This is a genomic window from Polaribacter filamentus (assembly GCF_002943715.1).
GTDB classification, from domain to species: domain Bacteria; phylum Bacteroidota; class Bacteroidia; order Flavobacteriales; family Flavobacteriaceae; genus Polaribacter; species Polaribacter filamentus.
The window spans coordinates 2,127,386-2,147,541 of sequence record NZ_MQUA01000013.1 but is presented as its reverse complement, the minus strand read 5'-3'; the positions used below and the strand labels follow the sequence as shown (position 1 = coordinate 2,147,541).

Genomic DNA, 20,156 nt, shown 5'->3' with positions numbered 1-20,156 from the left:
CACGTCGAAATGTTTTGCTTCGCTCCCTTTTTTATTTTAGAATTATTGTTTTATCTTTTATTTCATAATTTTCTATTATTTTAAAATTTTAATTGTTTCAAGAATTTCTTTTATACTTTGCTCTTTATCAAGTACCCCAAAAAACTTTTCGTCTTCCAATGATTTATTTTCAAAAACAACTTCCATATCGTACCACCTAGCGAATACTTTCATAATATCTTTTAACGGTTTTCTTTCAAAACTAAAAACGCCATCTTTCCAAGATATTTCATTGTATACGTCTACTGTTTTAAGTTTGAAATTACTATTTGTTGTATTAAAAATTGATTGTTGGTTAGGTACTAGTATTTCAGATTTATTATCGAAAGTAATGGCTACACTGCCTTCTGCCAAGGTAGTATAAATAGTATTTTCATCTTTATATGCTTTTATATTAAATGCTGTACCCAGAACCTCTACTTCTTGAGATTTATTTATTACTTTAAATTTAGCACCGTTGTTTTGTGAGCTTGATGTAACCTCAAAATAGGCTTCACCATAAATTAATTCTACCTCTCTTGTTTTGCCTTCGATAAACGCAACTGGATATTTTAATTGTGATTCAGAATTTAGCCATACTTGCGTGCCATCTGCAAGTTTAATAAAGAATTGACCACCTCTAGGAATTGTTAAGCGATTATATATAACGGTTGCTGTTCTTTTTGTGTTAGCTGTATAGACTATTTCTTTTCCATTGCTATTAGCGTTTTGAGTTTTAACAGCCGTCCCTTTTTCTAGAAAAACCTCAGAACCATCCGCTAGCGTTAATATAGCTTTGTCTGTACCTTTTACGATATTACTTGTTTCTGTTTGATTGGGGTTATTTGGAATAGCTGTTTGAAATAATATATCTTTTAAAAAGTAAGCTGATGTTAAAATTAAAACTAGAGAAGCTGCATACCCATACCAGCGCTTTTTGAATAATTTAATAACCGGCCTTTCTGTTTTAGTTCTAGCCTCAATTAATTTCCAAGCATTTTCCTTATTTATTTTAGAATATGAATTCACGCTGTCGATTAATTCAGCAATCTTAATATCTTTTGAAAATGGGTGTTTTTTATTAAATTTCTTTAACTGTACTTTTTCAGTATTTGTTAAGATCTTTAATTTTTTCTTAATTAATAATTTTGAAATGTGTGAAAACTCAATCATTCTAACTTTATGTATTTATATATAGAACAACTAAATTTTAAAAAGGTAGTATTAAAAGTTGACTTTTTTTATGAAATAAATAAATATTCAGCATAAAATAACTAAATATGTTATTTATTTTTTTTAGGATTCATTTTGAAGTTGACATTAAAATTGTTAATTGTCAGACATTTAACTCCTAACTTGTTGATTTAACTATTATAAATAGTGTCTTTTTGGATTAAATTTTAGTTCAACAAAAAATAAATAATAGTGTCAATACCTCTCAGTTTTTCTCTTAAAATTTTATAGGATTGCGATTTAAGCGTTTTAACCGTTTGTAGCTTTATATCTAATTCTTCAGCAATTTCATTATTCTTCATCCCTTTTAAACTAAGTTTGATGATTTCTTTTTTACGGTTTGGAAGTATTTCAATAGCATCATAAAGTTGTTTAACCGTTTCATCTTCCAGAATTTGCTTAAGAAACAAATTGTCATCTTCTATTGATTGAATGGCATTTTCTGCATATTTATTTTTTACTTTATTGTGCTTAAGAATATTGTAACATTTGTTGCGAACTACTTTATACATGAAAATTTTTAAAGAAATTTCATTTGGAAATTCATTATTCTTCTCCCAAAGATCAATAAATACATCTTGTACCAAATCTTCTGATTCTCCTATAGAAGACAAAAAGCGATTTGCAAAAAGCACAAGCATTTTGTAATATGAGTCAAAGATTTCTTTTAAACTGTCTTTACTAATTATATATTTTTGAGTAATCAATTGGTTTATTTAGTTCACAAATTAAATGAAATTATATGAATTAGTTCATTATTTAAACATCAACGTTACGTAAATTAAACTAAATAGTAGAATTAATTTATTTTAAAAACTATTTTTCTATTTGTAGTGGGAAATTAATTACTTAAATATTTTCAGAATTAAAATTATTAATTTTTGTTCTAAGAATTTATTTTTTAACGCTTGCATATCCTCACTAACTTTTCTATCTAAAATCTTCGCATAGTGTTGGGTCGTTTTTAGTGATTTATGACCTAACATTTTACTAACTGATTCTATAGGTACTCCGTTTGTTAATGTGACTGTTGTAGCAAATGTATGACGTGCCAAATGAAAAGGTTTTGTAATATAATCATCGGCTCCTAAATCCAATCCTTCCAATTTATCCGTTAAAGAATTATTAGCAGAAATAATAATAACTCCCGCTTTTTTCTTTTCTTTTTTTAGTGTTTTTAGGATGTCTAAACCACTACCAGAAACCAAATTGATATCTAAAATAATAATATCATAACCCGTTGTGCATTTAAACAATATTGACTTTTAAATTGTTTATATTCCTATTAAAAACAAATTTGTTAATGTATTGAATGATAGTTAGTGCTGTTAATTTTGAGAGAATTCTTGTCTTAAAACCTTCAAAAGTTTTTGCATAATTATTCCGTATTTTAAACTGGTCACAAAGTTGAGAAAACAAGGTCTCAATTCGTTTTCTTTTCTTCCCAAAAATATACGTTTGTTTTTTGTAATTCTGTTGATTTTTACGCATTGGAACTTCTAATTTAATTTGTTTACTCTCAAATAAATCTAACTGATAGTCAGCACTTAGGTATCCTTTGTCCCCTAAAACCACACAGTTATTAAACTGACTTTTAATGTCTTTTAAATAATGAATATCATGTACAGAAGCTTTGCTAATATCAAAACTTTTAAACACGCCATCAATAGAACAAACAGCATGTATTTTATAGCCATAATAATGCATGTTTTGACTAGCACAATAACCTCTATTTGGAGCTGAATAAAAGTACTCCTTACAAACTTTACTTCTCCCGCTTCTTGAGAGTTTTACAATCTCCAAAGGCATACTATCTACTACATAATAGTTTTCAAACTCCGTGAACTTATTGGAGAGTTGAGTTCTTATAAATTCAATGGCAAAAAATAATTTTCGCTTCCGTTTATTGTAAACTGATCGCTCTATTTTAGCAAACAAATATTCTGGAGTATCCCGAAACAACTGACACTCAGTGTCTATACCCATATAATCTGCTGTTAAATTCATAGCGATTAATTCATAGCGATTAATTCAATGTCTTTTAGTTTTGGTTTCCTGTTTTGACGTAAAAATTGTTCCTTTTCTGTAATTGTGGCTAAGACTTCTAAAATTTTATTGTAATTTGCCTTGAAGTTATTCATTGTATTTAATCGATTGATTGTTAATTAAATATACGCCTTTTAATAGTCAAATGAATAACTTTTTTTAACTATTTATAATGCACAACGGGTATAAATATAGATATATAACCCGTTGTGCATTTAAACAATATTGACTTTTAAATTGTTTATATTCCTATTAAAAACAAATTTGTTAATGTATTGAATGATAGTTAGTGCTGTTAATTTTGAGAGAATTCTTGTCTTAAAACCTTCAAAAGTTTTCGCATAATTATTCCGTATTTTAAACTGGTCACAAAGTTGAGAAAACAAGGTCTCAATTCGTTTTCTTTTCTTCCTAAAAATATACGTTTGTTTTTTGTAATTCTGTTGATTTTTACGCATTGGAACTTCTAATTTAATTTGTTTACTCTCAAATAAATCTAACTGATAGTCCGCACTTAGGTATCCTTTGTCCCCTAAAACCACACAGTTATTAAACTGATTTTTAATGTCTTTTAAATAATGAATATCATGTACAGAAGCTTTGCTAATATCAAAACTTTTAAACACGCCATCAATAGAACAAACAGCATGTATTTTATAGCCATAATAATGCATGTTTTGACTAGCACAATAACCTCTATTTGGGGCTGAATAAAAGTACTCTTTACAAACTTTACTTCTCCCGCTTCTTGAGAGTTTTACAATCTCCAAAGGCATACTATCTACTACATAATAGTTTTCAAACTCCGTGAACTTATTGGAGAGTTGAGTTCTTATAAATTCAATGGCAAAAAATAATTTTCGCTTCCGTTTATTGTAAACTGATCGCTCTATTTTAGCAAACAAATATTCTGGAATATCCCGAAACAACTGACATTCACTGTCTATACCCATATATTCTGCTGTTAAATTCATAGCGATTAATTCAATGTCTTTTAGTTTTGGTTTCCTGTTTTGACGTAAAAATTGTTCCTTTTCTGTAATTGTGGCTAAGACTTCTAAAATTTTATCGTAATTTGCTCTAAAGTTATTCATTGTATTTAATCGATTGATTGTCAATTAAATATACGACTTTTAATAGTCAAATGAATAACTTTTTTTAACTATTTATAATGCACAACGGGTTATCATACTCATAGATGGCAGCTTTTTCGGAAGCTTCTCTAAAATTTGATGCGACTTCACAAATATTACCATCACGTTGCAAATAGGTAACAACTGCTTGTTGCAAATCGATTTCGTCTTCGGCTATGAGATATTTGATGTTTGTAAATTTAAGACTATAATAATGTTTAAGAATAGGGTTGTGTAAGTTCTTCGGATAAAAAGGCAATAGTTGTATTTATGATTTTATTTTGAAAGAGTAAATTTTCAGTAATTACTTTGTTAAACAAATTCTTTGTCACAAGTACCTGCGCCGCATATAAACATCCATTGGTAATGCCAACATCATAGCCAAAAGCTTTGGAGGATGGGGTAGTGGTAATCGCTATCAGCTGGCTATTGGTATTAAAATAGGGTGCAACCAACACTTCGGAAGTTGCATTTACTAAAAACGCATTATTCTGTGCATCAATAATGCTATTCTCAATTTCACCACGCTTTAGTAAGTTCTTATTTTCGTTTAAAGTGGGTGCGTTTTCTATGGCTTGCTTCCTAAAATAGTCAAGATTGGTGTTTTCTTGGCTAAAGGCAGCAATGCTTTTTAGAATAAGGAGGAGTAAAAGTAGTATAGTTCTCAAAACAACATATTAAATTTAAAAGTATAAATGTACTTATCAAATCTAAAGCAAATATGAAGTGTTTTTGTGATGTATTTCTTTTGATATTATAAAATAAAGAAAAACTTTAAATTTTATAAATTACAGGGTTTTGAGTCTAATTCTTTTATCTTCCATTTAAATTCACTTAAATATTTTAATTGCTGAATACTAATGTTGGTATTACTCAATAAGAATAAGTTCTACTCCTTCTTTAAATTTTTAAGAAAAAATTCTATTAACAGGAATATCTAATATCATTGCATTCTAAGCTTCTTTAATTTCTAAAAAGCTTAGTTTTTTTTGATAATTTTTGTAAAGATTCGATGAATTGTTCCTCACTAATTGCCACTACTTCGAAACCATAAAAAAGAATGATGGTAATTAAATCCTCAGTTAATTTTCTTTCAATAACTTTAGCATAAATTTGAGTTGTTGAAATGCGTGAATGACCTAAAAGTTGAGAAACTGTTTCAGTGCTAACACCATTGGTTAAAGTAACAATTATTGAAAATGTATGACGTGCTAAATGAAAAGTAAGATTTTTTTTATAGAGCAAACATCTGCAACTTCTTTTGATTATTTTATATGAATTTTTAATTTTTCAGTTTTGGTTATTTTTTTAATGCTTGTTCTTTTTGTTGAATATTATATTGTTCAACTAGAGGGATGTAATTTCTAATTTTTTTTGCAATTATATTTGAGTTTTTACATTTTCATTATTTGTTAAGCAAAAAAAAGACATAGCTTTTGCTACATCTTTTGATATAAAAATTAATATTTTGAACAGGTTATTTTTGGTTATTGCAATACTTTTTATTAATGACGTATGCAATTTTCGGAGTAATATCTAGTAGAGTTACCTTAAAATATTTATACTTTTAAATACTAAACAAAAAAATAGGTTTAATTTCCTTTCTTATAATCAGCTAAAAATTGTACCAATCCAATATCAGTAAGAGGGTGCTTTAATAACCCTGTTATTGAAGATAAAGGTCCAGTCATAACATCAGAGCCTAATTTAGCACAATTAATCACATGCATTGTATTTCTTACAGATGCTGATAAAATTTGAGTTTCAAATCCGTAATTATCATAAATTTGTCTAATTTCTTTAATCAAGTGTAACCCATCCGTAGAAATGTCATCCAATCTTCCTAAAAAAGGAGATACATAAGTAGCACCTGCTTTTGTGGCTAACAATGCTTGACCAGCAGAAAAAACTAACGTTACATTTGTTTTAATTCCTTTATCTGAAAAATATTTACAGGCTTTTATGCCATCTGCAATCATAGGTAATTTAACTACAATTTGTGAATGTAAAGCTGCCAATTCTTCTCCTTGCTGAATCATTCCATTATAATCTGTTGCAATTACTTCTGCAGAAACGTCTCCAGTTACTAATTCACATATTTTTTTATAATGATTTAAGATATTTTGCGCTCCAGTAATGCCTTCTTTTGCCATCAAAGACGGATTTGTAGTTACGCCATCTAAAACGCCTAAAGCTTCTGCTTCTGCAATATCATTGAGGTTTGCTGTATCTATAAAAAATTTCATTTGTTTATTTTTTTAATTTTGTTGTGTTTCTAAATATGCTAATACTTCTATACTTACTTTTTCTCCTGTAAAACCAAACTTATCATCTAGTATTTTTGCAGGTGCTGAATATCCAAAATGATCCAATCCAAACACTTTTCCAGTATCGCCAACTAAACCTTCTAAGTTTACTGGTAAACCTGCTGTTAAACCAAATAAAGGTTTGTTTTTAGGAATGACACTATGCTGATATTCTTTGGATTGTAATCTAAATAACCCTTCAGAAATTACAGAAGCAATAGTTACTTTTAAGCCATTTTCTGATTCTAAAATTGCAGCAGCTTCAACTAATGTTGCAACTTCAGAACCATTTGCTATTAAAACCACATCAGGATTTGCTACTTCTTTTACCAAATACCCACCTTTTTTAGCAGCTAATGCTTCTTGATATCTTGATGATGCTCCTTTTGTTGGTAAATCTTTAATTCCTTGTCTTGATAAAATTAAACCTGTTGGCGAATTTTTATTCTCTAAAGCCATTTTCCAAGCAACACTTGTTTCTGCTGAATCTGCAGGACGTAACGCTAAAAAACTCGGATTTCCACTATGGTTTTTTAATTTTTCTAACAATCTAATTTGTGCTTCTTGCTCCACTGGTTGATGCGTTGGCCCATCTTCTCCAACTCTAAAAGCATCGTGCGTCCATACATATTTTACGCCTAATTCTTGAATTCCACTTAAACGAATGGCAGGTTTCATATAATCTGAAAACACAAAGAAAGTTGCCACAACAGGAATAATTCCACCATGTAACGCAATTCCGTTTGCAATACAAGCCATCGTTAATTCTGCAACGCCAGCTTGTAAAAAAGAACCACTAAAATCGCCTTTTTTAAGTGCGTGTGTCTTCTTTAAAAACCCGTCTGTTTTATCAGAATTCGATAAATCTGCCGAGGAAACGATCATATTTTCTACATTTTCTGCTAAATAGCCTAAAACACTAGAAGAAGCTGCTCTTGTTGCTAAGCCAGCTTTATGGACAATTGACTCAAAATCTAGTGCTGGTAATTCTCCTGATAAGAAAAAATCTAATTTATCCGAAAGTGCTTGATTAGATTTTTTCCAAGCAATAATTTCTGATTTCTTTTCAGCTGCTTTTGCTGTTTTTTCTTTTAATAAATTCTGATAAAATTCGCTAACATCTTCATAAATATCAAACGGTTTTTCAGGATTTGCGCCTAAATTTATCAAGGTTTTTGTATAATCAGCTCCTGATGCTCCAATGGGTTGTCCATGCAATTCACATTCGCCTTCAAAGACTTTATCATCTGCAGTAACACACCCTTTCCCCATAATGGTTTTACCTATAATTAGGGTTGGTTTTTCAGTTTCGTTATTTGCGTCTTTTAATGCTTTTCTTATTTCTTCGTGATTATGACCATCAACAGTGACAACTTTCCAACCCCAAGCTTTGTACTTCATTTCTGTATCTTCAGAAGTAACTTCATCAGTTGGCGTAGATAATTGAATATCATTAGAATCGTAGAACATTATAAAATTGTTCAATCCTAAATGACCTGCAATTCTTCCTGCTCCTTGAGAAATTTCTTCTTGTACTCCTCCATCAGAAATAAAACCATACACTTTATGATCCATCCAGTTTCCAAATCTCGCTTTTAAGAATTTCGCTGCAATTGAAGCTCCAACTCCCATTGTATGACCTTGTCCTAAAGGCCCTGATGTGTTTTCAATTCCTCTTTTTACATCCACTTCTGGATGACCAGGAGTGATTGAACCCCATTGTCTGAAATTGGCAACATCGTCTTTTTCGTAATTTCCTAACAAATAATATTGCGCATACATTAGAGTTGATAAATGCCCCGCATCCATAAAAAAACGATCTCTGAATGCCCAAGTCATATCTGATGGATCGAAATTAAAGAATTCTGAATATAAGATGTGCATAAAATCTGCTCCTCCCATTGGTCCTCCAGGATGCCCAGAGTTTGCTTTTTCTACCATGGCAACCGCCAAAGCTCTAATATTATCTGCTGATGCTTGATCTATTTTCTTGTTCATTTTTTTATTTATAATTTAACCCAATTGAAAATCTTTGTAATCGATTGGGTTTAAAACACCTTAAAATCACTTTTTGTTTACTTTTTATTCCAAAGGGTTTTCATTTATTCTAAAATTTTAACTTCAGGTTTATTTCGAAATATTTACGCTAATAAATTCCAAGTAACTGGCTTCAACTAATTGTAAAATTAGCTGAAAATAAAATAGGTAGATAGTACAATTGCACATATTAAAATACCTACGACCTTTACATGTTTCCATGGAGTTACATCTACTTGTTTTGTATATTCTTGAATATAATCTGTTTCTCTCGGTTTTATCTTTCCTATAACTAACATTAGTATTATAGTTAAAGCAAACGCAACGAATTGAACATGTAGAAAATGTGGTAAATCTATTTCGAAACCTTTCGATAGAATAATATAAGTTACATAAAATGTAAAAGAGAATATTATACCAGCTTTTGCTGCAATAGCAGGTACTCTTTTTGATAAGACACCAACTATAATAACAGTTAAAATTGGCACACTATAGGCTCCATTTACTGTTTGCAAATACCCAAAAAGTCCATCTGAAGCATAATATAAAAATGGAGCTACAAACATAGAAAATACAGCTAAAACAATCCCAAAGCGTTTACCTACTGTAACGACTCTCTTATCTTCTGCTTCCTTATTTATATATTGTTTGTAAATATCAACACCAAATAAAGTTACACAACTGTTTAATGCGGAATTAAATGAGCTTAAAATAGCTCCGAACATTACTGCTGCAAAGAAGCCTATTAAATATGTTGGCAATACTTCTGCAACCAATCTAGGATAAGCAATGTCATTATTTGCTAAGACTTCACCTCCCCATTTGTGATAGGCAATGATACCTGGAAGCACTACAATTATAGGTCCTAGTATTTTAATAAAAGCTGCTATGGTTAATCCCTTTTGTCCTTCTGCTAAATTCTTAGCTCCTAAAGCACGTTGAATAATTTGTTGGTTGGTTCCCCAATAAAATAATTGAACCAACATCATTCCTGTAAAAATTGTTGCAAATGGAATGGAAGAATCTGCACTTCCAATAGCATTTAATTTTTCAGGATATTCACTGGTTAATTTAGATAATCCACCAAAGAAGCTATGATCATCACTAATTGATATTAATCCGAAATAAGGAATTAAAAGGCCTCCTACTAATAAACCAACAGCATTTATAGTATCAGAAACTGCAACTGCTTTTAATCCTCCAAAAATGGCATACATAGAACCAATAACACCAATACTTATCACACAAATCCATATAGATTGCCATTCTGTAACTCCTAATAAATCAGGGAGATTAAACATACCACTAATACCTAGAGATCCTGAGTATAAAACGATAGGTAATAAAACAATAGCATATCCAGATAAAAACAAACCAGATGTCATCGCTTTTGTAGTCACATCAAAACGACGCTCTAAATATGTTGGAATGGTTGAAATTCCACCTTTTAAATATCTTGGTAATAAATATACTGCAGTAATTACCATAGCAATTGCAGCCAAAGTTTCCCATGCCATTACCAATATACCATCTGCATAAGCATTACCATTAAGCCCAACAATTTGCTCTGTAGAAAGATTCGTTAATAACAAAGATCCTGCAATTACAGATGCAGTTAAACTACGACCACCTAAAAAATACCCTTCAGAAGTATTCTCATTTGTTTTTCTTGTCGCTAAATAAGCTATTATCGCTACTAATAGCGTAAAACCTATAAATGAAATGATGCTCAACATAATTTGTTTTTAAGTGTTATTTAAAAATATTCCCAAAACTTAATTTCTAAGATTTGGGAATATTACTATATATATTGATTAATAATATTTTCAAATAGCTCTTGTTTGCCACTCTGTAGAGTTAATTCGCCATTTTCTTGGGCAATTTTATACAAATCTGAAAGTTCTAATTTTCCTGCTTCAAAATCTTTTCCTTTTCCAGCATCAAAGGAACTATATCTTTTTTCTCTTAATGAGTTGTAAGCAGAAGAAGTCATAATTTTATCAGCAGTAATTAAAGCTCTTGCAAAGGTATCTGCTCCACCAATGTGCGCGTGAAAAACATCGTCCATATCTGTAGAATTTCTTCTGATTTTTGCATCAAAATTAACACCACCACCTTGTAACCCCCCAGCTTCTAAGAATACTAACATGGCTTCTGTGGTTTCTTGAATGTTGTTTGGAAATTGATCTGTATCCCAACCATTTTGGTAATCTCCTCTGTTGGCATCGATACTTCCTAACATTCCTGCTTTGGCAGCAACTGCCATTTCGTGTTGCATAGTATGTTGTGCCAAAGTTGCGTGATTTACCTCAATGTTCATTTTGAAATCTTTGTCTAAACCATATTCTTTTAAAAAGCCGATTGCAGTAGCAGAATCAAAATCATATTGATGTTTCATGGGTTCCATTGGTTTTGGCTCTATAAAGAAAGTTCCTTTAAAACCTTGTGCTCTTGCATAATCTCTTGCCATGGTTAGAAATTGTGCCATGTGATCAAGTTCACGTCCCATATCTGTGTTTAACAAAGACATATAACCTTCTCTTCCTCCCCAAAAAACATAGTTTTCTCCACCTAATTTAATGGTAGCGTCCAACGCTAATTTTACTTGTCCGCCAGCTCTTGCCAACACATTAAAATCTGGATTGGTAGCAGCACCATTCATATAACGTGGATTTGAAAAACAGTTCGCTGTTCCCCATAATAATTTCACACCACTTTCTGCTTGTTTTGTTTTGATATAATCTGTAATTACGTCCAATCTTTTTTCAGATTCCGCAAAAGTTGCGCCTTCTTTAATTAAATCGTAATCGTGGAAACAGAAATAATCAAAACCCATTTTGTTGATGAATTCAAACGCTGCGTCTGCTTTGTCTTTAGCAGCTTGAATAGCATCTGTAGCTTGATCCCAAGGAAAATTTTGTGTTCCTGGTCCAAAAGGGTCTGCACCTTGTCCGCAGAAAGTATGCCAGTAAGCAATAGAAAATTTAAACCATTCTTTCATTGTTTTTCCTGCAACTACTTGGTCTGGATTGTAGTATTTAAATGCTAATGGATTGTCTGACTCTTTTCCTTCAAATTGAATTTTGTTGATTCCTTTAAAATATTCTTTATTTGCCATGATTTTTAATTTTAGCCTTTCGCTTTTAGCTTTTGGCGATTCTTTTTTTTGCTAAAGGCCAATTGCCAAAAGCTTTTTCTTCTTATTTATTTACTACGAGTTCTAGTTCTTTTTTCCAATTGCTATAAGCTTCTAAATATGGTTTTTTGTCTTTAAATGGCATAAAAGTCATTACATGGTCGTTGTCCATAATCGATTTGCTAAATCCTTCAAAATCGCCTGTATGAAGGTTAGCTGCTCTTGCTGCGCCAATTGCGCCGGTTGTGTTATAAATTTCAATTTCTTGCTGAATTAAAGTTGCCACCGTATTTGCAAAAATTTCTGAACGAAATAAATTATCATTTCCTGCTCTTATAACATTTGGTTGAATTCCGTCTGATTTTAAGATTTCCATTCCGTAATAAAAAGAGAACGCAATACCTTCTAAAGCGGCTCTACAAACATGCCCTTTGTGATGATTATTCAGGTTCATGTTTACGATTCGAGTACCAATTTCTTTGTTGTTTAACATGCGTTCTGCGCCATTACCAAACGGAATTACGCAGACTCCATCTGAACCGATTGGAATTTCTGAAGCCAACGTATTCATTTCTTCGTAAGAACTTACTGCCAAATTATTTAGCAACCATCTATATTGAATTCCTGCGCCATTGATATTTAATAACTTCCCTATTCTTTTGCTATTTTTTGAATAATTTACGTGTGCAAAATTATTGACTCTTGTACTTTCTTTTCCGGATAAATTATCTGTAACTGCATATACAACTCCTGATGTTCCACCAGTTGCAGCAACTTCTCCTGGATTAAAAACGTTTAAAGAAAGTGCGTTATTTGGTTGATCACCTGCTCTGTAATAAATTGGAGTTCCTGCAGCAATGCCGCTTTCTTCTTCTCCTTTTTCATCTACTAAAGATTGAATTCCAAAAGTGTCAACAATATCTGGTACTAAATTTTTGTCAATTCCGTAATATTCTAATAAAAAATCTGCAATGGAATCGTTTTTAAAATCCCAAAAAATCCCTTCGGATAATCCTGAAATAGTGGTATTTATTTTGTTTGAAAATTTATACGCCACATAATCTCCTGGCAACATAAACTTGTAAATCTGCTTATAAATAGCAGGCTCATTTTCTTTTATCCATTTTAATTTTGATGCTGTAAAATTTGCAGGTGAATTCAATAAATGTGAAGCACATTTTTCTTCGCCAATTTCTTCAAAAGCGTTGTTGCCAATTTCTACGGCTCTAGAATCGCACCAAATAATAGAATTTCTTAACGGATCTCCTTTTTTATCAACCAAAACCAAACCATGCATTTGATACGAAATACCAATACCTTTTATTTGTGTTTTACTGATGTTATATTGCTTTTTTAAGTTTTTAATTGCGTTGCAACTATGCAGCCACCAATCATCTGGTTTTTGTTCTGCCCAACCATTTTTTTGAGCAAACATGCTCATTTCTTCTTTGGGCTCTTGAACGACTCCAATACTTTTTCCGGTTGATACTTCTACTAATGCAGCTTTTATAGAAGAGCTACCAATATCTAATCCTAAATAATACATACTAATTATTTGAAAATAATTTTTCAATGGAGTTCTTACCATCAATATGGTATGTTTGAATACCTATATCTTGTGCCGCTTTAATATTATCAATAGAATCATCCACGAATAAGGTTTCTTTTGGATTTAGATTGCTGTCGTTCAAAGTGAATTCAAAAACCTCTTTATCAGGCTTTCTAATGCCTACTTCAAATGAATAATATGCCTTTTGGAATAAATCATTGAAAGAGATATTGTTTTCTTCATTTACCTCGCTGATAAATTTTTTCTGATGAATACTATTTGTGTTGCTTAAAAGAAAAATCTTGTAATTCTCTTTTAAATTTAAAAGGATATCTATTCTTTCACTTGGCATATCTAGTATCATTGCATTCCACGCTTCTATAACTTCATTAGTAGATGGATCTAAAATTGATATACTTTTAAGCTTCTCTATAAATTCAAATTCGGATACTTTACCTATTTCAAAATCATAAAAAATAGGATCTGTATAATGGTGACCTGTATTATTTACAATATTTGTTATTCCTATTTTTTCAAATTCTATAATGGTTTTAGGCACGTCAAGGTTCATAATAACGCCTCCTAGATCAAAAATTATGTTTTTTATTTTATTCATTTAATCTTTTTTAATTTATTTACGTTTTTTTCCATACAAATAATGCTAATAAAACAGAAAGGGCAGCAGCTCCTATCCAAAAAATAGAGATCGTATCAAAGTTATAAATTATCTCACCATTCAAAACTTTTTTATTGTTTTCAATTAAGTAGCCACTTGCTATATCCTGAATTCCAGCAGCAGTATAGCTCATTATACCCACGATACCTAATGCTGCACCTGATGCTTTTTTGGATACAATATCAACGGCCATTAAACCACCTAAATAACAGATTAATGCACCAATCCCTAAACCAAAAATGACCATACTTGTTGCATCTAACCACCACATATTTTTAGGGCCTAATAAAAAAAGTGAAAGTGCAAAAACATTCATTAACCCAAAAATTAATGCAGGAGCATTTCTTCTTCCTTTAAAGAATTTATCTGAAACAAAACCTGATGACGCTGTTCCTAAAATTCCACAAACTGCACTTATGGCAACTAAGCTATTTGCCTGCGTTAATGTGTACCCTTTAGCAGCTTCAAAATAGTAAGGTCCCCAACTATTAACAGCATATCTAGAAATGTACATGAATGCACTAGATAAGGCTAATAACCAGACATAAGGATTTTTTAAAACATCTTTTTGTTCTGACCAAGTTGAGGTTTTCTTTGTCGTGAAATCCTTATTTACAGGAGGTAAACCTTTACTTTCTGGTGTGTCATGAAAGAAGATCGATACCATTAATGCACCTAATAAACCTACTATTGCAGCAGCTCTAAAACCCCATTGCCAACCAAAATAAGAGACAATAACTGCTGTTAAAATATAAGTAATTGCTTCACCAATATTGTGACTAGTACTCCAAAACCCATAAAAACTTCCACGCTCAGAATCTTTATACCATCTAGATAATGATACGACACTTGAAGGAGCTCCCATTGATTGTACCCAACCATTTACCCCCAACAAATAGCAAAGAATAGAAAAGTACTTGTAAAACCCATAATTAAGTTTGCTAATGCCGATATTAAAAGACCAGTTGTCATAAAACGCTTAATATTAGTATGATCAGCCAAGAACCCATTGATTAATTTTCCAATCGCATAGGCAAAGAATAGGGTAGAACCGATAAGTCCCAATTCTGATTCTGTTAAAATACCAGCATCTACAATGGGTTTTTTAACAACATTTAAACTTAATCTGCACACGTAATAGAACCCATAACCTAAAGTTGCAGATATAAATACTTGCCACTTTAGTTTTCTATAATATGATTTTTGCTCTTCTTCTGTTATCCTAATAGGTCTTTTAGGTGATTTTTTAAAATAATTTATCATAGAAATTTGTTATATAACATTTTAAGCTAAAGAAGTGCTGCTATTAAATTGCAGCAATTGTCTTCAACTAAGCAAAATAATAAAACTTGATATTACTCGTGTAAACCTTTACTTCTTAAGTAGTTTAGTAATAATTGTGGTCTATCCGTTTGAATAATATTTACTCCTTTTTTAATATACCAACCATAAATACTATCTGTTTGACTCACAGCTAATTCATCTTCATAACCCGCATTTAACGATGCCCATAATGAATTTACCCACACTCTGCTACCATTCTTTTTTATTTGGGAAAGTTGATTAATGACATTAGATGTGTCTTTTGAAAAAATCAGTTCCACCGCAGCCGGCTTAATATGACTCTGAAAATTTTTAATTATTTTATCTGGATTAATTTGACGATCTAAATTAAGTACTGGCATAAATAAAATTGAATCTATACTCGTTCCTAAATCTTTTTGAACTTCGTCAACAGTTTTATAAAACCCTTTGATAAGGACTTGGTTTGAAGTCCCTGTTTTTTTTATAATCTTTAATGCATCATCAAAATACTCATAACATTTATCTAAGTTAACCAGTATTTTCCCTTTTGTTGTTAAAAGAGCTTCTTCTAAAGTTGGAATCTTATGTAACTTTTCTGGGTTTCCTAATCCATTTTTAAGTGATAACGTTTTTAAAGAATCTAATGTCCAATCTGAGACTAAACCTTTACCTGTAGTTGTTCTATCTAAACGCTTATCATGTATAATAATTAAATGATTATCCTTTGTTTTTTGAACATCTAATTCTACCATATCAACACCCATTTTAATGCAATTTTCAATGGCTTGCAAAGAGTTCTCAGGAGCATTTCTCCAATCACCTCTATGTGCTACAACGATAACATCTTTACCTACACTATTTTTAAAGTTTTCTAATAGTTTAGTTATCCTCATTTCATTATTAATGGTCTTTTCCCTTTTTATCTGTTTACATTGAAACAATACTATTATAATTAAACTAAGTATTAAAATTTGCTTATGCTTAAAAGACATACACTGTTGGTTTTAATAAATTTTACACATTTATAATTAAGTTCGAAATAGGCTAATATAGAATGGTTCTTTAATCTAGATAACCTATTTCGATACTCTATTTATATTACTCTTTTATAATTCTTTTAAAAATTGATCCAAATTCTGAATCAATTTTTAATAAATAAATACCTGAAGAGAGGTTAGACAAATCGACTGTATTATTGATTATTTTAACTTCAATTTCTCTGCCTAAAATGTTAAAAACTTTAATACTATTGATTGATAGATTATTTTTAAAATTAATGTTAAGTATACCTCTTGTAGGATTTGGGTAAAATACGACTTCACTTAACAAAGACTTGTCAACACCTAATATAACCAAGTCATTTGTATATAATTTTATGTTTCTTGATGTTTCATCCCATCCACTAATAACCAAATCATTATCACCATCTCCATCAATATCAGCAGATGCTATATCCCCACTTCTAGTACCTAGAACTGTATCGGTTGTGATTGTAAAATTACCTGAACTATCATTTAAATATATTTCGGTTTCTGCTACCCCAGATGTGACTTGTTTTCCTGATAAGACAAGATCCATATCACCGTCATTATCTAAATCTGTAAAATCAATTCTTGGGGTTGTAAAACCTTCTAAAGCAGCATGCAGGCTAAATACACCTGAAGCATTTGTATATAGTTTTGTTGCACCATTAGATTCATTCCATCCAGATACTATGACATCTAAATCGCCATCGCCATCAATATCTGCAAATTGGGCGTCACTAGATCGTACATTTTCTATAGTTGCTGTAGCTGTCGCATCCAAAGTAAAAGTTCCAGATCCATTATTTAAATACAATTCTGACAAGGCTGCGTTAGAAACTGATTCTTTACCAGTTAATAATACATCATTATCACCATCTCCATCAACATCTGCAAAATCAATACTACCGCCATCATAAAGTTTAAATGGAGCCGTAGCATCTAAAGTAAAGGTACCTGAACCGTCGTTTAAATGCAATTCAGCAGTACGTACACCACTCCATCCTGTAAGTAATAGGTCTAAATCGGTGTCTCCATCCACATCTGCCAATGCCAGACTACTATCACCTCTAACGCCCGTAAACGAGTGCGTATTAGATTCAGTAAATATACCAGTACCATCATTTAGATACATCTTTGTAATTTGACTTGGCCCATCATCGCCAGAAATGATAACATCTAAATCGCCATCGCCATCTACATCTCCAAAAACAGCACTTCCCCTTTCTACTCCTGTAAAAGTAGTTCCAGCTATTAAACTGTATACACCAGAACCATTGTTGCTATACAATTCAGCAATAAAACCAGAGCCATCGCTATTCCCACTACTATCTCCAAGAATAAGTAAATCTAAATCGTCGTCACCATCGATATCCGCAAAAATATTTGTTCCATCATTCGTGCCAGTAAACGGAATACTTTCCACTTCTGTAAAAGTTTGAGCAAAAGAGCTAAATGAGTGCACCATCATTAAAAAAAGAAATGCATACATTCCTTTAATTCTACTTTGTGTAATTTTTTCATAATTTGTTGTTTTAAGGTTAATCGTTATTTAAATAATAGCTAGTAAAAAACTATTTGTCTTATTTTTTTTAAGAAAGAACTAGCACATAAATATGTATGTTTTTTCTCCTTTTTTTGATATAAGGGTTTCTCTAAACTAGTATCAAATAGTAATATTTGACATCAGCTATTTAGAGATTAAATGGGCAGATATTGTAATTCCACCCATTTAAAATGTTGTTAATTCTAATTAAATAAAAGGTGTTTAAGGGTTTCTCCCTGTTTGATTTTTATTTCCTCGTGCTGTTGGCCATGAGCTATCTGCCAAGGCATCGGTTGCACCATATATTGATAAGAAACGTGCTGTTGGAGCGGAATTTGAATCAATTAGCGTACCTATAAATAAATTACCATTTTCACCTATTGTAGGTGATGAAAATATTTTACCTGTATCTATTTTCCATAGAGTATCTCCATTCTCTTGATTAAGTGCATATAAATCCCCTCTTTCATCTCCAACGTATAAATAACCATTTGCATCTAGGGTAGCAGTTACAAATATAAAACGCCCAAAACCATCTTTCGTCCATTTCAAACCTCCACCTGCGTTGAATGCATAAAACTTTTCGTCTCTTGCTCCTATAAATATTGTTCCATCTTCACCTATTACAGCGGTACCTGCCGTCTTTTCTACCTCAAAATTATATGACCACTGCAACGTTCCTTCAGAAGTTACGGCATAAAATATCTTATCAGAAGCTCCAAAATATATTGTTCCATTTGCCCCAATTGCTGGAGAACATTCTACACTTCCTCCTGTTGTATAATTCCATTTAAGAGATCCGTCAGAATTCAAAGCGTATAAGTTCTTATCTTTTGATCCAAAATAAATAGTTCCATCTGTTGCTATAGCTGGACTTGAAGTCCCACCACCGTGAGCATAACTCCAAATTTTATTTCCACTAGAATTTACGGCGTAAAAATTGGCTTTTTCATCATTAATGTAAATAGTACCATCAGTGGCAATTGCAGCACTTCCCCAAATACCATTTGCATTATCAGTAGCAAAAGTCCAATTGATAGTCCCTGTTTGAGAAATGGCATATAAATTACCATTTCTATTAGTTATATAAATGGTTCCATCTGACCCTTGTACAGGACAGCCACCATAAATATCACCACCAAGTGATAGCGTCCATTTTTCGGTACCATCAGGGTTTAGCGCATAGAAGTCTCCAGCCGAGTTGCCAATGTAAAGTGTACCATCAGATCCTCTTAGAGACGTACCTGTTTTTATATGTGTTGATACAGCAAACTCCCAATTAATTCCAACAATATCAATTATTTTAGTTGATGAATAGCTTGTACCATTAGTATCTACTATCTCTAATGAAATTTCATATTTTCCTGGTTTACTAAAAGAATGTGTAGGGTCTTGTGTAGCATCTGTTGTCCCATCATTAAAATCCCAACTATAAGTAGCTATTTCTTGATTTAATAAAAAAGCAGGGTTATAAGAGAAGTCAATAGATTCTCCAGAGTTTACCAAATCTTTAGAAGCAAATATCATTTCTACAAATCCTGGTGTAGCTGCTTGTTCAATTAAGTTACCAAGACCATTTTGATATTTAGGTGTTAATGTGAAGCTATATTCTGTACCATTTTCTAAATTGGCAACAACATAAGACGTGGTATTTTTATCTAATTGAAAAGTTTGAGAATCAGCACTTGTTATCAGTTCATAACCAACAAGATCATCCCGATTTGGTGAATTCCATTGCAGCTGCACAAATTTTGATCCAGCAAAAGCTTTAAAATTAATTTCATCTGGTATGGTAACTTCGATATTTCTTTTCCCTGAAACACTTTCTTTATAAATTGCCTGTACAGCGAAAATGTAATCTTTATTTATTTCTAGGCCTGAAATTTCATAAGAAGTCTCGGTTGTGGCAAGATCAGCAGTTTCACCTCTAGGCGTCCATGAGACTCTATATGCAACTGGAAGATCCTGAGCTGGTTTAATCCAAGATAAGACTACTTTTTCATGGCTTGGAGCAGCATCTATACTTGTAACTAAACTCGTATTAAAATTTGCTTTTGGTAAATCTTCTTCTTGACAGCTTACCAAGGAAATGGCCAGTATGATAAGTGTAAAAATTGGTTTAACTAAAAATTTTTTCATGTGTATCTTT

At 31.6% G+C, this 20,156-nt stretch carries 16 protein-coding genes and 2 pseudogenes; all 18 read right to left on the bottom strand.

Annotated elements, in window-relative coordinates:
- Positions 1-75: 75 nt before the first annotated feature.
- The 18 genes and pseudogenes from BST83_RS11830 to BST83_RS11745 all read right to left on the bottom strand — a co-directional run bounded on the left by BST83_RS11830 (position 76) and on the right by BST83_RS11745 (position 20,146).
- A complete protein-coding gene (locus BST83_RS11830; protein WP_104809965.1) occupies positions 76-1,191 on the bottom strand; it encodes a FecR family protein in 1,116 nt (371 codons plus the stop codon).
- 227 nt (positions 1,192-1,418) lie between these two features.
- The gene (locus BST83_RS11825; RefSeq protein WP_104809964.1) at positions 1,419-1,958 is read right to left on the bottom strand and encodes an RNA polymerase sigma-70 factor; all 540 of its coding nucleotides are present in this window, start codon (positions 1,956-1,958) and stop codon (positions 1,419-1,421) included.
- A gap of 138 nt (positions 1,959-2,096) precedes the next feature.
- Positions 2,097-2,507: a response regulator gene (locus BST83_RS21160; protein ID WP_205853582.1), complete on the bottom strand. Its 411-nt coding sequence runs from the start codon at positions 2,505-2,507 to the stop codon at positions 2,097-2,099.
- Positions 2,500-3,392 (bottom strand): annotated as a pseudogene (locus tag BST83_RS11815) (IS982 family transposase). The gene BST83_RS21160 and the pseudogene BST83_RS11815 overlap by 8 nt, the downstream one beginning before the upstream one ends.
- A 120-nt stretch (positions 3,393-3,512) precedes the next feature.
- Positions 3,513-4,391, bottom strand: a complete 879-nt coding sequence (locus BST83_RS11810; protein ID WP_104808411.1) for an IS982 family transposase — start codon at positions 4,389-4,391, stop codon at positions 3,513-3,515.
- A 64-nt stretch (positions 4,392-4,455) separates the two neighbouring features.
- Positions 4,456-4,587: a hypothetical protein gene (locus tag BST83_RS21155; RefSeq protein ID WP_302849464.1), complete on the bottom strand. Its 132-nt coding sequence runs from the start codon at positions 4,585-4,587 to the stop codon at positions 4,456-4,458.
- 61 nt (positions 4,588-4,648) lie between these two features.
- Positions 4,649-5,098, bottom strand: coding sequence for a hypothetical protein (locus tag BST83_RS11800; RefSeq protein WP_104809944.1), 450 nt, complete (start codon positions 5,096-5,098; stop codon positions 4,649-4,651).
- Between the two features lie 295 nt (positions 5,099-5,393).
- Positions 5,394-5,675 carry a tyrosine-type recombinase/integrase gene (locus BST83_RS11795; RefSeq protein WP_367889161.1) on the bottom strand — a complete coding sequence of 94 codons (282 nt, stop codon included), beginning with the start codon at positions 5,673-5,675 and terminating at the stop codon, positions 5,394-5,396.
- Between the two features lie 347 nt (positions 5,676-6,022).
- Complete coding sequence (fsa, locus tag BST83_RS11790) at positions 6,023-6,676, bottom strand: fructose-6-phosphate aldolase (protein ID WP_104809961.1); 654 nt, start codon at positions 6,674-6,676, stop codon at positions 6,023-6,025.
- 12 nt (positions 6,677-6,688) lie between these two features.
- Positions 6,689-8,734: a transketolase family protein gene (locus BST83_RS11785; protein ID WP_104809960.1), complete on the bottom strand. Its 2,046-nt coding sequence runs from the start codon at positions 8,732-8,734 to the stop codon at positions 6,689-6,691.
- 188 nt (positions 8,735-8,922) lie between these two features.
- Entirely contained in the window at positions 8,923-10,509 is a 1,587-nt protein-coding gene (locus tag BST83_RS11780) for a solute:sodium symporter family transporter (protein WP_170062784.1), read from the bottom strand.
- Between the two features lie 65 nt (positions 10,510-10,574).
- Entirely contained in the window at positions 10,575-11,891 is a 1,317-nt protein-coding gene (gene xylA / locus BST83_RS11775) for a xylose isomerase (RefSeq protein ID WP_104809959.1), read from the bottom strand.
- A gap of 82 nt (positions 11,892-11,973) precedes the next feature.
- Entirely contained in the window at positions 11,974-13,455 is a 1,482-nt protein-coding gene (locus tag BST83_RS11770; RefSeq protein ID WP_104809958.1) for a xylulokinase, read from the bottom strand.
- A gap of 1 nt (position 13,456) precedes the next feature.
- A complete protein-coding gene (locus BST83_RS11765; RefSeq protein ID WP_104809957.1) occupies positions 13,457-14,074 on the bottom strand; it encodes an HAD family hydrolase in 618 nt (205 codons plus the stop codon).
- Positions 14,075-14,093: 19 nt separating this feature from the next.
- Positions 14,094-15,397 (bottom strand): annotated as a pseudogene (locus BST83_RS11760) (MFS transporter).
- 92 nt (positions 15,398-15,489) lie between these two features.
- The gene (locus tag BST83_RS11755; RefSeq protein WP_205853579.1) at positions 15,490-16,431 is read right to left on the bottom strand and encodes a glycerophosphodiester phosphodiesterase family protein; all 942 of its coding nucleotides are present in this window, start codon (positions 16,429-16,431) and stop codon (positions 15,490-15,492) included.
- A 106-nt stretch (positions 16,432-16,537) separates the two neighbouring features.
- Positions 16,538-17,953 carry a T9SS type A sorting domain-containing protein gene (locus tag BST83_RS11750; protein WP_104809956.1) on the bottom strand — a complete coding sequence of 472 codons (1,416 nt, stop codon included), beginning with the start codon at positions 17,951-17,953 and terminating at the stop codon, positions 16,538-16,540.
- Positions 17,954-18,229: 276 nt separating this feature from the next.
- A complete protein-coding gene (locus BST83_RS11745) occupies positions 18,230-20,146 on the bottom strand; it encodes an outer membrane protein assembly factor BamB family protein (protein WP_104809955.1) in 1,917 nt (638 codons plus the stop codon).
- Positions 20,147-20,156 lie beyond the last annotated feature (10 nt).